This is a genomic window from Alteromonas sp. AWJ4_197, assembly GCF_056160285.1.
In genome coordinates this window covers 402999-422125 of record NZ_JBSWWW010000007.1, presented here as the reverse complement: position 1 = coordinate 422125, position 19127 = coordinate 402999, and the positions used below count along the sequence as shown (strand labels likewise).

Genomic DNA, 19127 nt, shown 5'->3' with positions numbered 1-19127 from the left:
GGGGATCAGGCAGGGTTGTCAATATCGATGAAATCAACAGTGATGTCGAAAGAGGAAGACAACCACTCTCCCACCGCTTTAATACCGTAGCGCTCTGTAGCATGATGACCGGCAGCAAAAAAGTGAATGCCGAGTTCACGGGCAACATGTATGGTCTGTTCAGAGACCTCACCGGTAATAAACGCATCTGCGCCCATTGCAACCGCCTTTTCGATGTATCCCTGACCACCGCCCGTACACCATGCGAAGGTTTCCAGCCGGTCACCGGCGTCTCCTTCATGCAGTACAGATCTGCCGAGTTTATTTTCAAGACGGCCTTTAAATTCTGAAGCCAGAACAGGTTCGCTGCTTTCACCGGTATAAATGATCCCCTCAGGCTTCACGCCTTTCGCAGGAGCCAGATTGCTGAGTTCCATTACACTGCCAAGTTGTGCGTTATTGCCGTAACTGGCGTGAATATCTACCGGCAGATGATAGGCGATAAGATTGATGTTGTTGGCGAGCAATGTACGGATACGCTTTCCCTTCATGCCGGTGATTACGGGGTCTTCCCCTTTCCAGAAATAACCGTGATGCACAAGAATAGCGTCTGCTTCCCGCCGGACAGCTTCATCAATCAGTGCCTGTGAGGCAGTTACACCGGTAATGACTTTACGGATCCGGTCAGAACCCTCTACCTGCAAGCCGTTAGGACAATAGTCCTGAACATCCTGAGGACGTAATAACGTGTCCAGCGCACAGACCAGCTCATGTCTGCTGATTGCCATATCATTCTCCTGAAATAAGCGGTGTAACTCAGGCCTGACGGCCGGCGATACCTTGTGAAACGAAGGGAACAAGATGAAGGATCACGGCTTTAATATCCACTTTCTGGTTAAAATCTGCTTCCGCGATTTCTGTCAGTGCCCGGCTGGATGCCATGGAAAAAACAAAGCTGCCGATGGCGAAATGCAAACGCCAGAATAGTTCATCATCTTCTACGTGGGGTAAACAGGCATGTAAGGCCATCATCAGTTTAGCTACCGTACTGCCGTAGTCATGCATGATGAAACGGCGAAGATGTCCCTGAGTTTCGTTGTAGCCCCTGCCCAGAAGCTGGACAAACAGTGCAGTACCTTCAGGGTGGATGTCCGACAAGGTCATCATGGGTGGAACCAGGGAAAGCAAAAGACTTTCCACACCGTCCGCACCGGTCTCTGTGCCGGTGCTGCTCAGGACATCATCAATTTGTGGCATCAATACATCAAAGTAGCGCTTCAGCACTGCCTGAATCAGATTTTTTTTACTGCCAAAATGATAATTTACCGACGCCAGATTCACATCTGCGCGGGCGGTAATTGCACGCATGGAAGTTTGTGCATAACCCTGTTCAGCAAACAGGGTTTCAGCTGCATCCAGAATACGTTTTTTAGTGTCTTTCGCCATGTGAAATCAGCAGATCAGAACCAGTGGCGGGATTTGGACAACAGGCGCATCACAGTGCTTTCCGCCGCAGCAGATACCGAGATCCCTAATTTCTCTGCCATGCTTTTCTTTGTCGCATATTTCACTGCAAAGATTTCACGGGCCGGATGGTGAGAAAGAATATAGTCATCAGACGTCATGATGTCATCCACCAGTCCCATCTCTTTCGCTTCACTGCCCAGCCATACTTCACCGGTAGCCACTTTTTCAATATCCAGTGTTTCACGCTGAGACTTCACCCAGTCTTTAAACTGAACATGGATGTTTTCCAGATCTTTTCTGAATTTCTCACGGCCTTCTTCAGTGTTTTCGCCAAACACCGTTAACGTACGTTTGTAATCACCGGCAGTGTGCTGCTCGAATTCAATATCATGTTTTTTGAGCAGTTTGTTCACATTAGGGATTTGCGCCAGCACGCCAATTGATCCGATATAAGCGAACCGGGCTGAGAGTAACGTATCTGCCACACAGGCCATCATGTAGCCACCGCTGGCCGCTACTTTATCGACTGCTACCGTCAGCTTAATGCCTTTCTCTTTAATACGCTGCAATTGTGACGCTGCCAGACCATAGCCATGAACAACGCCACCGCCACTTTCCAGCCTGACCAGCACTTCATCATGCTTTTGTGCCACACACAGTACAGCAGTCACTTCCTCACGAAGACGCTCAACTTCGTGGGCATCCATGGAACCGGTAAAATCGATAACAAAAAGACGTGAAGCCTCTTCTCCCTCTTTTTTATCTTTCTCAGATTTACTCTGCTTACTTTCTTTTTTCTGTTCTTTCGCCAGCTTTTTCATAGCGGCTTTATCCAGCAGAACAGAACGGGCGTAATGTTTAATATCGTTCAGTTGCTCTGTCAGAGACACGATTTCAAGGTGCCCTTTTCCGGGCTTCTGCCGGCTGGCACTGGCGACGATAGCAATAAGTACTACCACTATGGCTACTACCAGCGTCACGGCTTTAGCCAGAAATAATCCGTATTCGTACAAAAACTCCAACATGTTCTCCTGATTATTATTCTGTGCGGCAAGTATCGTCATGCCAGACCAGGACATATGATTAAAAAATGCCCTTTAAACAGCGGCATAGTGTAGCAGCGTTTACGCACGCTGACGACAGCTGGATTCATCTGGCCCGTGCGATACGGAAATTAATGCATTTGTGCTGATTAAACCGTTTAAAAATATCGATATGCTATATCTGTAACGGCCCGAATTTAGCATTATTTACCGTCTTCAGATCAGCTTCATTTCGTTCTGATACTGGTTAATCTGTCTTTATGAGCAAAGAACCCTGGAGCTAAGAAAAAAATAGAAAATATTACATGAAAACGCATAGATCCTTTTTCCAGGTTTGCGCCGTCGGGGCCATTGCAGCGATTTCAGGGTTATTGCCAATACCATTGGCACTTAAAGGAATTATCGTCTGCGCATCTCTCATAGCCTTGTTCTTAATCAAACCAGTTAACTAAGATAAAACTATATAAAAAGACCCCCTGAGAAAACTTCTTTCGCAGGGGGTCTTTGCTGACAGCCGACGATTACGTCGCTGTGAAGTTAGTTTTGCACCACTGAAGTATCGGTAACGGGCAGTACTGTTGCACCCGTAGACATGTAACCCGCCACTTCTTTTTGCATTTCAGTGGTAGCCGCAGCACTGGCTTCCGGGCTCAGGCTGGATGCATGAGCACCTTCTGTGAACAGTACAATACCGCTTACCGGATCGCCGGTGGCAGTGCTGCTGACCTGCTCCAGTCCGGCTAAGGCTGAAAATGGCAGCTGACCAGCCAGTGGCAGCGCTGTAGATACCGGAATCACCTGATCCGGTAAATTATCCGCACCGTCACCCACCACAGTCATCATATGTACCGGCGTGTTTGACGCCAGTGTAGCGGCATAGTTGTTTGCATCACCTTCATCCAGAACCGTCTGCGCGGCGAACGCGAATTGATTCAGTACAGACTGCACTTCCGCCATCTGTGCATCAGTGAGGTTCGCAAGGAACACTTCCACCGCGGCAACAAGCTGCGCCTGAGTGACATCAGTTGTTTCGTACAATTGCACTAACAACGCCTGAAACTCTTCGGAAGACTGAGATAACAACAGCCCCTGGATCAGAGGACCAAAGGTTGGCGACTCAATCAGGAACTGAGCCAGACCGCCTCCCGGAGACTCCAGAGATGCTGCCTGCACGCTATACATGCCGTCCAGCGCTGCCAGTTCGTCACCCATTGTGCTGTTAGTTACTGCGGCAAATTCAGCCCCGGTAATCGCACCTAAAGACACGCCCATGAAGTAAACACGGCTTAAGTCAAACGATGCTGCGCCGCCGGTTGTCTGATCGTTCACTGCGTTCAGACCAAGACGTAATCCCAGCATATCAGAAACACTCTGACGGACGTTATCCCGTGCAGTTGGCAGTGATTGCAGATTCATGTAATGAGTCGCGCTGACCGTAGTCGCATTGATGTCGTCGGTACCGTCACCATTCACGTCAAAACCACGACTACCATGAAGCGGGTGGTCAATGGCGACGGTGGCTATTCCCGCTAGTGACAGCGCCCCGGTAATCGCCAGCATATCTTCTTTTTTACTGGTGATACCGTGCATCAAAATAGCCACAGGCCAGCCGGCTTCAGGCTGAGCGATGGGGAAACCTAACGCTCCGGCTACGGTAGCATTGGGCACGGTTACCTGCACATCCAGTGAAGGAACGGCCTGAGTTTGCGGTACAGGGTTGAATTTTGTGATATTGCGGGCTGAGTCCAGCATCGCTTCACCGATGCGTAAATCAGCAAGGCCTAGCTGATCACACAATGTAAAGTTCGGACCGGGCGTAGCCGAAGCAAGTACCTCATCAGGTGCACCCGCCAGTACAATACCGCTGTCACAGGCCGCTTCCCAGAAACCGGTAGTCGGTGCCAGCGGGTTTTCGGCCGAAGGTACAGGCAGATAATACGGCAATGACACAGAACCTTCATAATGAGACGCAGCGCAGAACGGGCCTGCCTGAGCAAGAATGCCGGTAGAGACACCCACGGCGAAATCATTTAATCCGCCCCAGGTAGCGGACAGCTGACCTGACACAGTACCCAGCAATCCGGCGCAGGTTTGTAACGGTGCGAAACCTCCGGCATCCAGTGTGGCTTCAATAGTTGGAATGAATGCTGCGGCGGACTCCGGTAAGGCATTGATTCCCAGTTGAACCGCTCCGGCAAGGGTTGCATCATCAACCAGATCCAAAGCTTCCATCGCATTGGTGGCACCTTCGGGATCGTTTACAGTAATAACCGGCAGCGCGGTAGCCGCTGTAGGGTCACCTGCGGCAAAACGGGCAGCAAATTCAGCCACCATCACTTTTTTCAATGATTGCAGAGCGATGTCTGTGCTCTGGGTTGTGAAAGCAGAGACATAGGAAATGTCTTCACGGTCATAGCCCATTTCAATCAGGGGATCGACCAGCGAGTTGACCAGCGTTTGCAACTGCAACTGAGCGTCGGAAGAAAGCGGTAATGTATTGATGTCCTGACGAGCCAGTTCCCATGATGTGGAACCCATTACGCCGTTCCCCTCACTGTCTTTCAAATCTGTTGTCATCACCAGCATATAGCCGTGTGCCGGTTTCAATGGCTTCAGGGGAACAACGGAAATAGTATCGCCGTCCACCAGCGAAAGCACAAAATCAGTGCCGTACTGTAACTGGTTACCGACTTTACAACCGGAGGACGGTATTGCGGCCCCCGCACAATCAGGATCACTCTGGTCAAGCCCCAGCGTTGCTTCGTACAGCATGACACCAGCAGATAATGTTGACTCATCCAGTGTTACCCCTGACGGTGTTGTCACGTCGATAACAAAAGGATGTTGGGTTGACCAGCCGTCCAGCACGTTGAGTGCGTTTTGCGGATCAGTAAAATCTGTCGGGTCATCTACCGGAATGTTCAGTGTATAGTCGAAGAAGCCGTCATCACCCGGCAGCATGAGCAGATCGTTAGGTATGTTAAGCACGCCGTTAGACGGATCAAAAACGACACGAGAGAAAGGCTTCTGAACGGGCGTTCCGGACTCAATGTCCTCCAGCGTTTCGTTGGAGCCACCGCAACCCGTTAAACCCAGTGCCAGAGCAACACTGGTACTGATAAAGAGTTTTCTCATTTTTTCTCCCTAATAAAAGGCTTTGTTGTTATTGTCTGTTTTACAGTCAAGGCAATGTAAATGCTTGTTTCAATCCACCTGATGACAAGTGGAAACACACATTTCAAACAAGTATGACCAGTTGGTTGTAGCTTAATATTATGGTCATTACCCGAATTTTGCAAAGGTTTGTTAACTTTTCGTAAATTAATTTTACGCCACTAAAATCTGTTGAGAATTATAGGGCTAGATATTTACAACCACCGGGAGCTGAGTATCATCAAGCCTCACTTTGCCCATAGTTAACAGATCAAGGTTAGACCCTATGCCGAATCTCTACCAGGCACCTGCCGGACTTCTCGAAGAAAAAACCATACTCATCACCGGTGCCGGCGCCGGAATTGGTGCAGAAGCTGCCACGACGTTTGCAGCTTACGGGGCTACCTGTATTTTATTAGGTAAAACCGTCTCAAAGCTGGAACAGGTCTACGACCGTATAGTAGAAAAAGGCGGACCACAGCCCGCCATTGTCCCTCTTGATTTGAAGGGTGCAACACTGAAAAACTATCAGGACATGGCGCAAACCATTACTGACCAGTTCGGAAAACTTGATGGTGTACTGCACAATGCATCAATGCTTGGCCACTTAAGTGCCTTCGGCGATATTCCTGAGCAGGAATGGATGGATGTTATGCAGGTTAACGTAAACAGTGCTGCGCTGATGACGCAGGCGCTGATCCCCGTACTGCGTAAAGCGCCTTCTGCTTCGGTTATTTTTACCAGCTCAGGCGTCGGGAAAAAAGGCCGTGCGTTCTGGGGCACCTATGCCGTCTCTAAATTTGCCACCGAAGGTATGATGCAGGTGCTGGCATCCGAATTTGAAAACCGTGGCCTGCGATTTAATTGCATTAACCCGGGCGCTACCCGCACCGCCATGCGCGCCAGTGCTTACCCCGCAGAAAATCCTGACACATTAAAAACACCGGCTGATTTGATGCCGGCATATCTGTATCTGATGGGTGATGACAGTCTGAATGTGAATGGCCAGTCAATTGACTGTCAGCCGAAGTAAGGTTTATTGCCTGTAAATATAAAACGGGGAGCGTTAGGCTCCCCGTTTTCCATGCGCCATCCATCGTTTAACGTTGACCACAGGTTTGCTGCAATTTAAGCATGGCAGCTGCGAATTCCTCACCCAGATGCACATATCCTTCACTTTGATAGTGCCAACCGTCATCCAGATGCGTTTCTTTTTCCAGAGTTGTCACATACGCCGCACACACATCATTTTCCACAAAAGCCTTCTGTCCCTGCTGAACAATTTTATGATAATTCATCCTCATGCCGTCTGCTTCATCCATACCCGAATCGGTAATTTTTCCAATCACGACAGGTAAATCATCATCTCGTAAGGCCGCTCTTATCAGTGCCATCAACTCTTTTAAATTTGCCTGATACGCCTCTGCAATCTCTTTCGTTTCTGCCGCATCAGACTCACCCTGCATCCACACAATACCAGCCGGTACCAGGTTATCAACTTCACCGTCAAGATCGATATCAACAGGAGAAAATGCATTGCGGATAGTCGTGAGGAAGTGGTCGAACTGGTTAACGCCGGTGTTCTTCTTATAGAAAGGATACCAGCTGCCGTGGCCAATCCCTTCAGCAATCGCCGAACCTCCTTTGGCGTACTTTATAATGGCAAAGGGCTGGTTATTGTTCAGTGAATAGAGTTGATGACCAAATGAAACTTCCGGACCGAACTTGTCACTGTACAGGCTCACGCGGCCATTAGATTTAAAACCCTTACCCGTACCGGGCTGCAGCGGTGCCCAGACACCTTTACCGCCTGAAAGGTCATCATCTAAAACCGCATTGCCGGCAAACATATAAATATTGTCAGCAGGTTTACTGTAGAGAGGTTCAAGATCTTTACTGACGCCGTATCCCTGCATATTGGATTGTCCGCCGAGAAAGTACACCAGAAAGGTTGCCGGCATAGCTGAGAAAGACAAAAGTGAAGTGAGTGCCAGAATTCCCCGTTTCATGATGTTCCCTGTTATGAACTGTTTTTTACAGATTACGCAACACTACGGTCAGCATCAATGAGAAATATGCATAAAAAAACCGCAGATAAACTGCGGTTTTATATAAGAAACTTTATCAGGACTAATCAGCAATCTTAGCCCAGGAATCCCGAAGTCCTACTGTGCGGTTAAACACACTGAGGGTATCAGATGAATCTTTATCCAGACAGAAGTAACCGGTGCGCTCAAACTGCCAGCCTCCGGCTACCGGATTTTCCGTTAATCCCGGTTCAACGAAACCGGATTTCACTTCAAGAGAAGCAGGATTAATGGCATCTGTAAAATTCTCTTCCGCTGCCGGATTCGGTACGTTAAACAGACGGTCGTACAAGCGGAATTCGGCTTTGACACCGGCATTGGCATCAACCCAGTGGATCACACCTTTAACCTTGCGGCCATCAGCAGGATCTTTACCCAGGGTTTCATCGTCATAAGTGCAGAAAATGGTAGTGATATTACCATCCGCATCTTTTTCGACCCGTTCAGCTTTTACCACATAAGCATTACGTAAACGCACTTCTTTGCCGAGTACCAGACGCTTAAACTTTTTATTCGCTTCTTCACGGAAGTCTTCCGCTTCAATCCACGCTTCGCGGCTGAAAGGAATTGTGCGGCTGCCCATAGATTCATCATTCGGATGATTAGGTGCCTGCAATGATTCAGACTCACCTTCAGGGTAATTTTCAATAACCAGTTTAACCGGGTCAAGAACGGCCATTGCACGGGGAGCGTTAACGTTCAGGTCATCGCGGATACAGGCTTCCAGCATGCCCATTTCCACCATGTTATCCATTTTGGTTACGCCGATACGCTTACAAAATTCACGCACAGACGCAGGCGTATAGCCTCTGCGGCGCAAACCGGCTATGGTAGGCATTCTGGGATCATCCCAGCCGCTCACGTGATTTTCTTCTACCAGTTGAATAAGACGGCGTTTACTCAACACCGTGTATTCCAGATTCAGCCGGGAGAATTCATACTGACGGGGTGTGCATTCGATTGAAATATTCTCAATCACCCAGTCATAGAGTCTGCGGTTATCCTGGAATTCCAGTGTACACAGAGAGTGGGTGATCCCCTCGATGGCGTCTGAGATACAGTGGGTGAAATCGTACATGGGATAAACGCACCATTTCTCACCGGTCTGGTGATGGTGTGCGAATTTCACCCGGTAGATCACCGGATCCCGCATACACATGAACGGGGATGTCATGTCAATTTTTGCACGCAGTGAACACTGGCCTTCCGCATACTCACCGGCAGTCATTTTCTCAAATTCTGCACGGTTGGTCGCAGGATCGGTATCACGGTAAGGACTGTTTTTACCGGGTTCTGTCAGTGTCCCGCGCAGTTCACGCATGGTTTCCTGGCTGGAGAAATCCACATAAGCCAGACCTTTATCAATAAGCTCCATCGCATAGCCATGCAGCAAATCGAAGTAATCCGATGAATAACGGGCATCACCATTCCACTGGAAACCCAACCAGTTTACGTCTTCCTTGATGGAATTGACGTAAGCGATATCTTCTTTGGCAGGGTTGGTGTCATCAAAGCGCAGATTACACGTACCGTTGTAATCACTGGCTACACCAAAATTCAGACAAATAGACTTCGCATGTCCAATGTGTAAAAAACCGTTCGGTTCCGGTGGGAAACGTGTTTTTATAGAATCATGAACACCTGCAGCAAGATCTTTTTCAATAATCTGCCGGATAAAATTGGTCGGATGATGTTCCGTTTCCGCCATTCGCCCTTTCCCCTTAAATGAAAATCTGTTCTGACATAATAATCGCCGAGTATAACCGGTTGCCCGGCCGGTCACTATGATTAATTGAAATCGCCCTGCCCGAACGGCTAAATTTACAACGAAAACCGCTGTCCGGGCAATTAACTCAGACACTTATCAGCGTTAAGTATGGTAACATAACCACTTTAAACCCTTTCAGTAACAGGCATGAAAGAAAAAGCCACGTCTTTTGATATTGCTCACCTGGCCGGCGTATCCCAGTCCACGGTCTCAAGGGCGCTCAGTAACAGCCCGCTGGTAAATAAAGAAACCCGCGAGCGGGTGCAGCGTATTGCCAAAGAACTGAACTACAAAGTAGACAAAAACGCTAGCAACCTGCGTAAACAGAAAAGCAATACAATTGCTTTACTGCTGTTTGAAGATCCTACGTCTGACGACTCAATGATAAACCCGTTTTTCCTGAACATGCTGGGAAGCATAACAAGGGCGAGTTCTGCCGCCGGTTACGATTTGCTGGTGTCTTTTCAGAATCTGGACGATGACTGGCACGCTGAGTTTGAAGACTCGAAAAAAGCTGACGGTATCATTCTGCTCGGTTACGGAGATTACACCGCCTGGCGGGACAAACTGGCCCAGCTGGAAAATCAGGGCACCCATTTTGTGCGCTGGGGGGCTAAAGATGCAGATCATCCCGGTATCAGCATCGGCTGTGATAACTTTCAGGGCGGATATGATCTCACCACCCACCTGGTGAAAAATGGACACCGCCGGTTTGCGTTTATCGGTGATGCAGGCGGACATGCGCCGGAATTCCTGGCCCGCTATCAGGGTTACACACAGGCATTAAAAGACGCCGGCATTAATGCCGGTGACTTTATCCGTATTGATGCAAACTCTACTGAAGAAGCCGGTGCGCAGGCTATCCGTAAAATTCTTCATTCTGAACAAAAGCCTGACGCCGTGGTGTGTGCATCAGATCTGATTGCTACCGGTGTGTTACAGGCGCTGAAAGAAACGCCATACAGGGTACCGCAGGACATCGCCGTCACCGGCTACGACAACATCAGTATCTCCGCTTTTACTACGCCGGCCCTGACCACCGTGCAACAGGATACCCGGCTAGCCGGCAAATTGCTGGTTACCAGCCTGCTTAAGGCGATTAATAAACAAATCGTCAGTGATTTTCTGATGTCTGCAGAGCTCATCATCCGCGAGTCCTGTGGCGGAAAAAAATACTGAAAATCTAAAAGAAAAGGGGGTTGCCTTTGCAACCCCCTGTGTCATCACTGATTCGCTATCTGCTCATACAGATGCTGAATAAAATTGTCATCACTGAGCGGACCATCCCGCAACCAGACCTGTACACTGTGGGCTCTGACTTCGCTGGTTAAAACGCGGTTGTTCACTTCCTTTTCACTGCCACTTAGTTGTTCACTCCAGCGTCCGTTTTGCATGTACTCTGCTATCTCAAAAGAAACTGGTGTATCACCTTTATTCAACAGTACAAGGGCTGTCTGTTTTGCGCTGTCATCCTGTACAACACGGTAGAAGGCGGCCTTTTCACCATTCAGTTCGAGCATGGTTTGTAAGCCACGCTGTAATGCCGGTGTGGCTTTACGAACATGAGCAATAGCAGACAGAGACTGATAGATACGGTGCTGCGGCGCCTTATCCACATTGTCTTGTCCGTAATAGTTACGGTTTCCGCTGTGCTCTGCTGTGCCGCGCATAAAGCCGGTCTCTGAGCCCTGATAAACCACCGGTATACCCCGTGAAGTAAACAGCCAGTTATGGGCATCAATAAAGCCGTCATCCGAAGCATTCATCCGCGGCATATCGTGATTATCGTAAAAAGTCGTCAGATCATAGGGATTATGATAAGGCCCGTGGGTAAGATGCAGTGCGCCGCTTAACGTTTCGAATCCTGCATTTTCAGTCCCGAATACGCTGACCATAGCCTTTTGCATGGGGAAATCCAGCACGCTGATACTGCCGTTTTTGGGCAGCGTATGCTGGGCAATAAAGTTCGCATCATACTGAAAACTCTCCCCGAACATAAAGAAACCGGGATGTTCTGCACGTATGCGGTCAGACATCGTGCGCCAGAAATGATGAGGCACATGCCGGATAGTATCGATCCGGAATGCATCAGCGCCCTGCTCTATCCAGTAAAGATAAGAATTAATCAGGTAATCCTGAACGTCCGGATTTGACTCATCGAGATTAGACAGCTCTACCAGATCCGGGTAGTCGTGGAAAAATGCCTGCAAAGGCTGAGTGGTATCCAGTTCAGATGGCAGCGTATTACTATGATCGGCCACCAGCTTTCCCTGTGCATCATAAATTTCACCGAATCCCGGTTGATCCTGTGGCATAGAAAAACTGGGAGAGCCGTGATTGGCGACAATATCAAACACGGTCTTGAGGCCGGCATCATGCATGGCAGTGGTATAGTCTTTGACCGACAAGCTGGCACTGATCAGATGTTCATCGGGCTGATAGAAATTGGTGGCCCAATAGCCGTGGTAACCGGTTTTACCCCCATCTTTAAACTGGCCACCGAACGTAATAGGTTCACTGCCGGTAAATGCCTGATCCGGGTTATCGACTACAGGTGTTAACCACACAGCGGTAAAACCCATATCTTTGATGAAATCAATATTGTTGACCACACCCTGCAAGTCACCGCCCATGTAGCCTACGTTAGCTGTTGCACCGTCGGGACCATTAAGAGGCAAATTCCAGCTGGGGTGATCACCGCCCTGAGTTTCATAATTGTTTTGTTTATCACCGTCGACAAAACGGTCAGTCATAATGAAGTAAACGGCTTCAGCACTGAACGGCTCTGCAGTACCCCTTATAAAGGGTGTGTTTGTACTTTCCGGCATCCCATCTGACAGGGAAGAATCTGGCGTATTTTCACACCCGCTGAGGGTTAATACGCTGGCAATCGCATACATTGTGTGGCTTATTCTCATTGTAATTCTCCTGCCGTATTCTGTGAGGCGACGGCATGGATTTCTTTTTCTTTAACAAAAAATACCGCCACTGCTGCGCAAAGCATGGAAACACCGGCCACCACAATGATATTGATGGCGGTGTTTTCAAATACCCTGCTCAGTATCCAGCCTGCTGTGAGTCCTGCAACGATCTGCGGAATGGCTACTGTGAAGTTAAATATGCCCATATACACACCGGTTTTATCTGCAGGAAGTGCGCCGGCCAGCATGGCATAAGGCATAGCCAGAATAGCAGCCCAGGCAATTCCTACTCCGATCATGGGAAACACCAGGTTGACTGCGCCCTGTGGTACCGTGACGTCTGTAATAAGTAAATTCACGTGTACCGGACTGATGTCTCCGGATATCAGGAAACTGATATAACCCAGTCCCCCTAAAACCAGTGAAGAGGCATAAACGGTTTTGCGGCCAAATGTATCTGCAAGGCGGGCAAGAAACACGGAAAATACGGCGGCAAACACACTGTATGCGGCAAAAAGAATACCTACCCAGTCACCGGCCGCACCTTTCGCAGCAATGACATCAGCAGGCACAGTACCCGCAGCAGCAATAAATGCTGGATCAAACCACTGTTTATCCACTCCCCAGATATGCTGGGTGATAGCCGGCATGGTGTAAACCCACATGATGTACAACGCAAACCAGGAGAAAAACTGCACCACTGCAAGTTGTTTCATCGTGGCGGGCATGGTGGCCACAAGTTTGAAGAATCCGGTTTTCTCCGTTTTGTCTTCAGAATCTGTCTGCAATCCTTTATAGCGGGCGTAATCTGACGGCGCGTATTCTTTAGTGCGAAACACCGTCCAGAGTACTGAGCCAAGCAATACGGTAGCGCCAATATAGAATGCCCAAATCACCGACGGAGCCACCTGTCCGGGCGACGCGGTATTATTAAGACCCGCCACATTAGTCAGAAGGAATGGAAGAATTGAGCCGATAACTGCGCCAATGTTGATCAGTAATGACTGCACCGAGTAACCCAGGTTGCGCTGGCTGGCTGGCACCATATCCGATACCAGAGAACGGAATGGCTGAAAGCAAACATTGAAGGAGGCGTCCATCAATGCCAGCATCAATGCACCGAATAACATAGGCGCCATGATGGTGACAAATAAGGGAGCATTCGGCATCAGGATCATACCCAGGCCGGCGGCAAAGGCACCGGCGAGAATGTATGGACGGCGTCGGCCAAGGCGATTCCATGTACGGTCAGACGCACTGCCGACCACGGGCTGTATGATCAACCCCATCACTGGCGCCACCAGCCAGAACAATGCCAGCGAATGAAGGTCTGCACCGAGATCAGATAAAATGCGGCTGACGTTGGCATTTTGCAGAGCGAAACCAAACTGTACGCCGAGAAAGCCAAAACTGACATTCCAGACTTGCCAGAACGGTAATACAGGCTGTTTGTTATTCATATTCTGTCCGTTATTATTATTGATTCAGGATCCACACCGTTGCGCTGTGCTCAGGCACTGACAAGGAGTTTCCGGCTGCCATTATTTCATCGTCACCGGCCTGCTGTAACGTTTTTACACCAGCCATGCGCTCACTGAAACGCTGTAAGTTTACGTCCTTTTTATCGTTTTTGTTAATTACCACCATAATTTGCGTATCCGTTTTCCTGTTATGCCGGAAATAAACGTAAGTGCCGTCTTCCGGTACGTACTGCGTGAGCTGTCCTTCGAAAAGTAACGGATACTGCTTTCTGATGTGTAAAAGCTGACGGATAAATTGCTGTGCTTCCACAGAGCGGGCACTGTCGCTTTCATAAGAAAATGCCGGTGACTCATCTCCCGGCCAGCCGCCCGGGAAATCACTGCGAATAATGCCATGATCTTCGGTGCCCGCATTATCCATCAGAATTTCAGTGCCGTAGAATACCTGCGGAATACCCCGCGTTGTCAGCACCACTGTCATGGCCATTTTCCACAGCGCCATATCCTGATCCAGTTGTGTGTAGATCCGGCTCATATCATGGTTATCTGCAAATACCACCAGGTTACCGGCATCACCGTAGATAAAATCCCCGGCGAGTAACTCGTACAATTTTTTCAGCCCGCTTCCCCACGATTCTTCTTCTTTCAGGGCAGAGACAAGGGTGTGTTGAAGAGGAAAATCCATCACTGACGGTAGCGAAGATTCATAACCGTCCTGTCTGAGGGTGCCGGACTGCCAGTAAGAGGTAATTACCGGATTCACCGACCATTCTTCCCCGACAATATTCAGCGACGGATATTCCTTCATCAGCCTGGCTGTCCAGGCAGACAGGAAGTCCTTATCGGAATAGGAATAAGTGTCCACGCGAATACCGCTTAAACCGGCATACTCCACCCACCAGACAGCATTTTGAATCAGATATTTAGCGAGATAGGGATTATGCTGATTTAAGTCCGGCATTGACGGAACGAACCAGCCGTCACTGAATGCCAGTCTGTCGGCTTTTGCACCGTGAGGATCATGCAGAGTTTCACGGATATGCGTGGTGGCAGAAAAATTGCCGTCGTGGTGGATCCAATCTTTATCAGGGGGCGAGGTTGTCCAGGGGTGTCCGCTGCCGATATGATTCAACACCATATCCATGATCACACCGATCCCCTGCTCTGCTGCACGCTCGCTCAGCGTCCTATAAAGGTCATTTGAACCGTATCGCGGGTCAATCTGATAGTAGTCAGTGATGGCATAGCCATGATAAGAATAACTGTCCATGGCATTTTCCAGCAATGGCATACTCCATATCTGCGTAAACCCCATGTCTGACAGATAGTCCAGGTGATCAATAATCCCCTGAATATCTCCACCGTGCCTGCCTCCGGCTTCTTCACGGTTTAGTTTATCTGTGTAGTTTTCAAGAGAATCATTGGATTCGTCGCCGTTAGCGAACCGGTCTGGAGTGAGCAGATAGATCGTGTCTTTTCCGGAATAGCCCTGTCGTTGTGCTGAACCCTTTTTACGCTCATGCAACACATATGAGAAAAACACCCGTCCGCCGTTTTCTTTGGTGATTTCAAACGGAATGACGCCCGGTTTTACGTTGTCTGACAACGTGAGATCGACAAAAATATAATCTGCATTTGAAGGCCGGTGGACACTATCAACGTGAACGCCCGGGTAACGGGTTTTTACATTTGCTTTGCCCAGATCTTTATCCCGGATCATCAGTTGCAAACGGGAGTCGGCCATGTTCACCCACCAGTCCGGTGGTGACACTGATACACCGTAAGCAGGTATACAGAGTAAGTTTGCTGCCAGTACGGCTCCGCACACCGTTGCTGCTTTTTTCATTGTAATACTTCCGGCTTTTTAACAAGCGCTGTTAATGTTTCGTTAAACTTTTTGGGATAGTAACCGGATGCCCGGACTGCGCCAATGTTCTGCATACGTATTCAGCGCATTTCACTAAAAGCGTCTATGCTTTTGAAAGCGCGGTGAACTTTCAGAATATCAGAACGCTGCATTGTCGTTGCAGGCGGCGACATGGTTGAGATTTCAGCATCCGGCGCGTCGCTGAATCAATTAAGCGGGTTTTACATTCCGGACCGGATTACAGAAATTTGTTAATCCTCACCAATCTTAATTGATTAAGTAATTTTGTGTTTTTCACTTGATGTTCTGTAAAAACCAAACTATTGTTAATTTAATGTTGCATAAGCGCACATTCATGTTAATGAGAAAGGGCACACAAAAATGACCAAAAAACAGTTATTTAAACCTGCACTACTGACCCTGGCAGTCAGCTCTGCACTTTTCCCCGGTGTCATCCTGGCACAACAAACAGATAATGAAGAAGCTAAGGATTTTGAGGTTATCGCGGTAAAAGGTATTCGCGGGTCTCTGATGCGGGCGCAGGCCATTAAAATGGACAACTCGTCTATTGTGGAAGCTATTTCTGCTGAAGACATTGGTAAGCTACCTGATTCATCCATTGCAGAATCGCTGGCAAGATTACCCGGTATGGCCGGTGAACGTGTAGGTGGCCGTACATCAGGTATTTCAGTCCGTGGTTTCAAAGAAGACTTTGTCGGTACATCATTAAACGGCCGTGAGCTTATCGGCATCGGTGACAACCGTGGTGTTGAATATGATTTGTATCCTTCAGAAATTATGACCGGTGCCACGATTTATAAAACCACCGATGCATCCCTTCTGGTCCAGGGTATAGGTGGTACAGTTGACCTACAAACAGTCAGACCGCTGGCTGCACAGGAAACACTCACCTTCACCGGTGTGTATGAAATGGGTGGCAATGACTCTGATAACCCTGAATTCGACAATACGGGCAAACGCTATGCCTTGTCTTTTGTAGAAAAATTCGCCGATGACACGGTCGGTATTGCTGTCGCGCTGGCCACCACAGAGTCTCCCCGTAACGAGAGAAAATACGGAGTGTGGGGTTACGGTGATAACAACGGTGCTTCCCTGCCCTTCGGGCTTGACAGTCAGGCAATCAGCCGCGTGCTGGAACGTGATACCGTTTCTGCAATCTTCCAGTGGCGCCCCACAGACAATCTGGACATTGTGGTAGACGTACTTAGCATCGATTACTCTGATTCCGGTGTGATCCGCGGTTTCATCGAACCATTCGAATTGGATGCCAGCTCTTTAAATGGCAGTGGTGCAAATTCTACCGGTACCCAGACAAACGCGAATCCGGTTTTGCGTACTGACCCTGCACAGAAAGACGGTGAACTGACGACGGTGGGCCTGAACATTGATTATCAACTGAATGATGAATGGTCGGTGAAACTGGATGTTGCTGACAGCAGCTCCAGTAAGCGTGACCTGCGCGGTGAATCTTACGCCGGTCTTGCCCGTAGCGGAGCTGAAATTGCTGCCGGCGATCAGCGTACCCGTGATTTTGTGATGGGACCTGACGGGATTTACTTTACCGGCTCAACCGGCCTGGATGCATTCTCTGATCCTAACCTGTTACAACTTACCGGCCCGCAGCAATGGGGTGGCGGTATGGCGGCGCTTGCCGATCAGTTCGATACTGACGTCCTTCGTGCAGACGGCACACCATATACCTTCATCAACGCGCAGGATGGCTTCCTGAACTATGCAGATTTTGAAGAAGAGCTGACAACAGTTCGTCTTGAAACAGAAGGTTATGTTGACTGGGGCATTGTGAACCAGATTAATGTGGGTGTTGCATACAGCGACCGTTATAAGTCAAAAGATAACAAAGGCTTCTTTGCTACTGCTTCAAGCTATCCGAATTCAGAATCAATTCCATCTTCATACCTGTACAACGGTCTGGCAGATCTGACCTGGGCTGGCATGGGCTATGTAGTAGCGTACGACGGTTTTGCGCCATATAACGACGGCGAGTATGAATTAAATGATGCCGGTCTGCTCGAGCCGGACCGTTTAGGCGACACCTACAAAGTGTATGAAGAAGTCACCACACTGTTTGCCAAATTTGATTTTGAAACAGAAATCGGTGATTTCCCTGTCACCGGTAATTTCGGTGCGCAGTACGTTCAGACCGATCAGCGCTCGACCGGCTATATCGGTGTCGTTGGCGCAAACTTCAAAGTGTGTGACGGCGATGATAACGGCGTGATCGACGCAGATTGTGAGCAGGATATTTCTGACGATTACAATCACTTCCTGCCCAGCCTGAACGTTTCTGTTGAAGTGGGCGAGAATCAGTTTGTTCGCTTTGCGGCCAATAAAACCATCAGCCGTGCCCGTATCGATCAAATGAAAGCATCGGGCTTTGTGAAATTCGACCAGAACATTAACCTGATTGCTATTCCAAATACTCAGGCGGCAGTAGACGAGTACGGCACACCATGGTCCAAGTTCCAGGGTAACCCCCGTCTTCGTCCTCTGGAAGCAAATAACTATGACCTGTCTTTCGAGAACTACTTTGAAGATGAAGGTTATGTGTCTGTGGCGTTATTCTATAAAGACCTGGTCAACTGGACGCGTGACGGTAACCTGACTATAGATTTCACCAACGACCCCACCAATGATGGCGCAGATTACTTCATTCCCGGATTCCATGACAGAACCGTGGGTGCCGACGGGCTGGTAGGTCCGGACGGCACGGTCTATGCGCCCGGCACTTACATCACTCCACCGGATACAGGTACATTTTCATTCTTCGAAGATGGTCTGACCGGCAGCGTAAAAGGTGCTGAGGTTACCGCTCAGATACCCCTGCGTATGGTGAGTGACGTACTGGACGGTTTTGGTATCGCCGCTTCTTATACTTACATTGATGCGACTCTGGAAGATGACTCACCGGTGCCCGGTCAGTCAGAAAGAGTTACGTCTTTGACTGCCTATTACGAAATGAATGGCTTTGAAGTGCGTGTTGCTGCGACAGACCGGGGTGAATTCTTCACCTATCAGCGCGGCGGTTCAAACAAAATTGAAGGTGCGACACGGGATGCGGTTACCCAGGTGGATGCGCAAATCAGCTATGACTTCGAGGGCAGTGGTATTGAATACCTTGAAGGATTGCGTATATCTTTGCAGGGTACGAACCTGACCGATGAAAAAGAAGAGACCCGCGATTCGAATGGTTTCGTCACCCTGAGACGGGAGTTCGGACCTTCTTATATGCTGAACTTCAACTACTCCTTCTATTAATCAATCCGGGCGGCAGCTTTACTGCCGCCCTTCTTTTTAAATATTTTCGTAGCAGCTTTTACTA

At 48.9% G+C, this 19127-nt stretch carries 12 protein-coding genes; 3 read left to right on the top strand and 9 right to left on the bottom strand.

Annotated elements, in window-relative coordinates:
* Positions 1-5: 5 nt before the first annotated feature.
* From ACXAGC_RS17725 to ACXAGC_RS17710, 4 genes are all read right to left on the bottom strand, one after another.
* Entirely contained in the window at positions 6-767 is a 762-nt protein-coding gene (locus tag ACXAGC_RS17725) for a Nif3-like dinuclear metal center hexameric protein (RefSeq protein WP_474845888.1), read from the bottom strand.
* 28 nt (positions 768-795) lie between these two features.
* Complete coding sequence (locus ACXAGC_RS17720; protein ID WP_474845886.1) at positions 796-1425, bottom strand: TetR/AcrR family transcriptional regulator; 630 nt, start codon at positions 1423-1425, stop codon at positions 796-798.
* Between the two features lie 14 nt (positions 1426-1439).
* Positions 1440-2468, bottom strand: a complete 1029-nt coding sequence (sohB, locus tag ACXAGC_RS17715; protein ID WP_474845983.1) for a protease SohB — start codon at positions 2466-2468, stop codon at positions 1440-1442.
* 558 nt (positions 2469-3026) lie between these two features.
* On the bottom strand, positions 3027-5624 hold the full coding sequence (locus ACXAGC_RS17710; RefSeq protein ID WP_474845884.1) for a VolA/Pla-1 family phospholipase: 2598 nt from the start codon (positions 5622-5624) through the stop codon (positions 3027-3029).
* A 304-nt stretch (positions 5625-5928) separates the two neighbouring features.
* Here ACXAGC_RS17710 and ACXAGC_RS17705 point away from each other — a divergent pair, with 304 nt between their 5' ends.
* Positions 5929-6675 carry a YciK family oxidoreductase gene (locus tag ACXAGC_RS17705; protein WP_474845882.1) on the top strand — a complete coding sequence of 249 codons (747 nt, stop codon included), beginning with the start codon at positions 5929-5931 and terminating at the stop codon, positions 6673-6675.
* Between the two features lie 67 nt (positions 6676-6742).
* Here ACXAGC_RS17705 and ACXAGC_RS17700 read toward each other — a convergent pair whose 3' ends face one another.
* Together ACXAGC_RS17700 and glnS are read right to left on the bottom strand one after the other, a co-directional pair.
* The gene (locus ACXAGC_RS17700) at positions 6743-7651 is read right to left on the bottom strand and encodes a sialate O-acetylesterase (RefSeq protein WP_474845880.1); all 909 of its coding nucleotides are present in this window, start codon (positions 7649-7651) and stop codon (positions 6743-6745) included.
* 121 nt (positions 7652-7772) lie between these two features.
* On the bottom strand, positions 7773-9437 hold the full coding sequence (gene glnS, locus ACXAGC_RS17695; RefSeq protein ID WP_474845878.1) for a glutamine--tRNA ligase: 1665 nt from the start codon (positions 9435-9437) through the stop codon (positions 7773-7775).
* 207 nt (positions 9438-9644) lie between these two features.
* Between glnS and ACXAGC_RS17690 the strand changes: the two genes are divergently transcribed.
* Positions 9645-10676: a LacI family DNA-binding transcriptional regulator gene (locus tag ACXAGC_RS17690; RefSeq protein WP_474845876.1), complete on the top strand. Its 1032-nt coding sequence runs from the start codon at positions 9645-9647 to the stop codon at positions 10674-10676.
* Between the two features lie 44 nt (positions 10677-10720).
* Here the strand turns inward: ACXAGC_RS17690 and ACXAGC_RS17685 are convergent, their stop codons facing one another.
* The 3 genes from ACXAGC_RS17685 to ACXAGC_RS17675 are packed head-to-tail and all read right to left on the bottom strand — an operon-like array spanning position 10721 to position 15745.
* Positions 10721-12415: an alpha-amylase family glycosyl hydrolase gene (locus tag ACXAGC_RS17685; protein WP_474845874.1), complete on the bottom strand. Its 1695-nt coding sequence runs from the start codon at positions 12413-12415 to the stop codon at positions 10721-10723.
* Complete coding sequence (locus tag ACXAGC_RS17680) at positions 12412-13878, bottom strand: MFS transporter (RefSeq protein WP_474845872.1); 1467 nt, start codon at positions 13876-13878, stop codon at positions 12412-12414. Before ACXAGC_RS17680 ends, ACXAGC_RS17685 begins: the two co-directional genes overlap by 4 nt.
* Before the next feature lie 16 nt (positions 13879-13894).
* A complete protein-coding gene (locus ACXAGC_RS17675) occupies positions 13895-15745 on the bottom strand; it encodes a glycoside hydrolase family 13 protein (protein ID WP_474845870.1) in 1851 nt (616 codons plus the stop codon).
* A 402-nt stretch (positions 15746-16147) separates the two neighbouring features.
* On the opposite strand from ACXAGC_RS17675, the gene ACXAGC_RS17670 reads away from it, so the two are divergent.
* Positions 16148-19063, top strand: coding sequence for a TonB-dependent receptor (locus ACXAGC_RS17670; protein ID WP_474845868.1), 2916 nt, complete (start codon positions 16148-16150; stop codon positions 19061-19063).
* Positions 19064-19127: the final 64 nt, after the last annotated feature.

What these genes read in the sequence shown, in the direction of transcription:
- ACXAGC_RS17710 (WP_474845884.1), bottom strand. Translation starts at nt 5,624, where the DNA reads ATGAGAAAACTCTTTATCAGTACCAGTGTTGCTCTGGCACTGGGTTTA.
- ACXAGC_RS17670 (WP_474845868.1), top strand. Translation starts at nt 16,148, where the DNA reads ATGACCAAAAAACAGTTATTTAAACCTGCACTACTGACCCTGGCAGTC.
- ACXAGC_RS17685 (WP_474845874.1), bottom strand. Translation starts at nt 12,415, where the DNA reads ATGAGAATAAGCCACACAATGTATGCGATTGCCAGCGTATTAACCCTC.
- ACXAGC_RS17690 (WP_474845876.1), top strand. Translation starts at nt 9,645, where the DNA reads ATGAAAGAAAAAGCCACGTCTTTTGATATTGCTCACCTGGCCGGCGTA.
- ACXAGC_RS17720 (WP_474845886.1), bottom strand. Translation starts at nt 1,425, where the DNA reads ATGGCGAAAGACACTAAAAAACGTATTCTGGATGCAGCTGAAACCCTG.
- ACXAGC_RS17700 (WP_474845880.1), bottom strand. Translation starts at nt 7,651, where the DNA reads ATGAAACGGGGAATTCTGGCACTCACTTCACTTTTGTCTTTCTCAGCT.
- ACXAGC_RS17675 (WP_474845870.1), bottom strand. Translation starts at nt 15,745, where the DNA reads ATGAAAAAAGCAGCAACGGTGTGCGGAGCCGTACTGGCAGCAAACTTA.
- glnS (WP_474845878.1), bottom strand. Translation starts at nt 9,437, where the DNA reads ATGGCGGAAACGGAACATCATCCGACCAATTTTATCCGGCAGATTATT.
- ACXAGC_RS17725 (WP_474845888.1), bottom strand. Translation starts at nt 767, where the DNA reads ATGGCAATCAGCAGACATGAGCTGGTCTGTGCGCTGGACACGTTATTA.
- ACXAGC_RS17680 (WP_474845872.1), bottom strand. Translation starts at nt 13,878, where the DNA reads ATGAATAACAAACAGCCTGTATTACCGTTCTGGCAAGTCTGGAATGTC.
- ACXAGC_RS17705 (WP_474845882.1), top strand. Translation starts at nt 5,929, where the DNA reads ATGCCGAATCTCTACCAGGCACCTGCCGGACTTCTCGAAGAAAAAACC.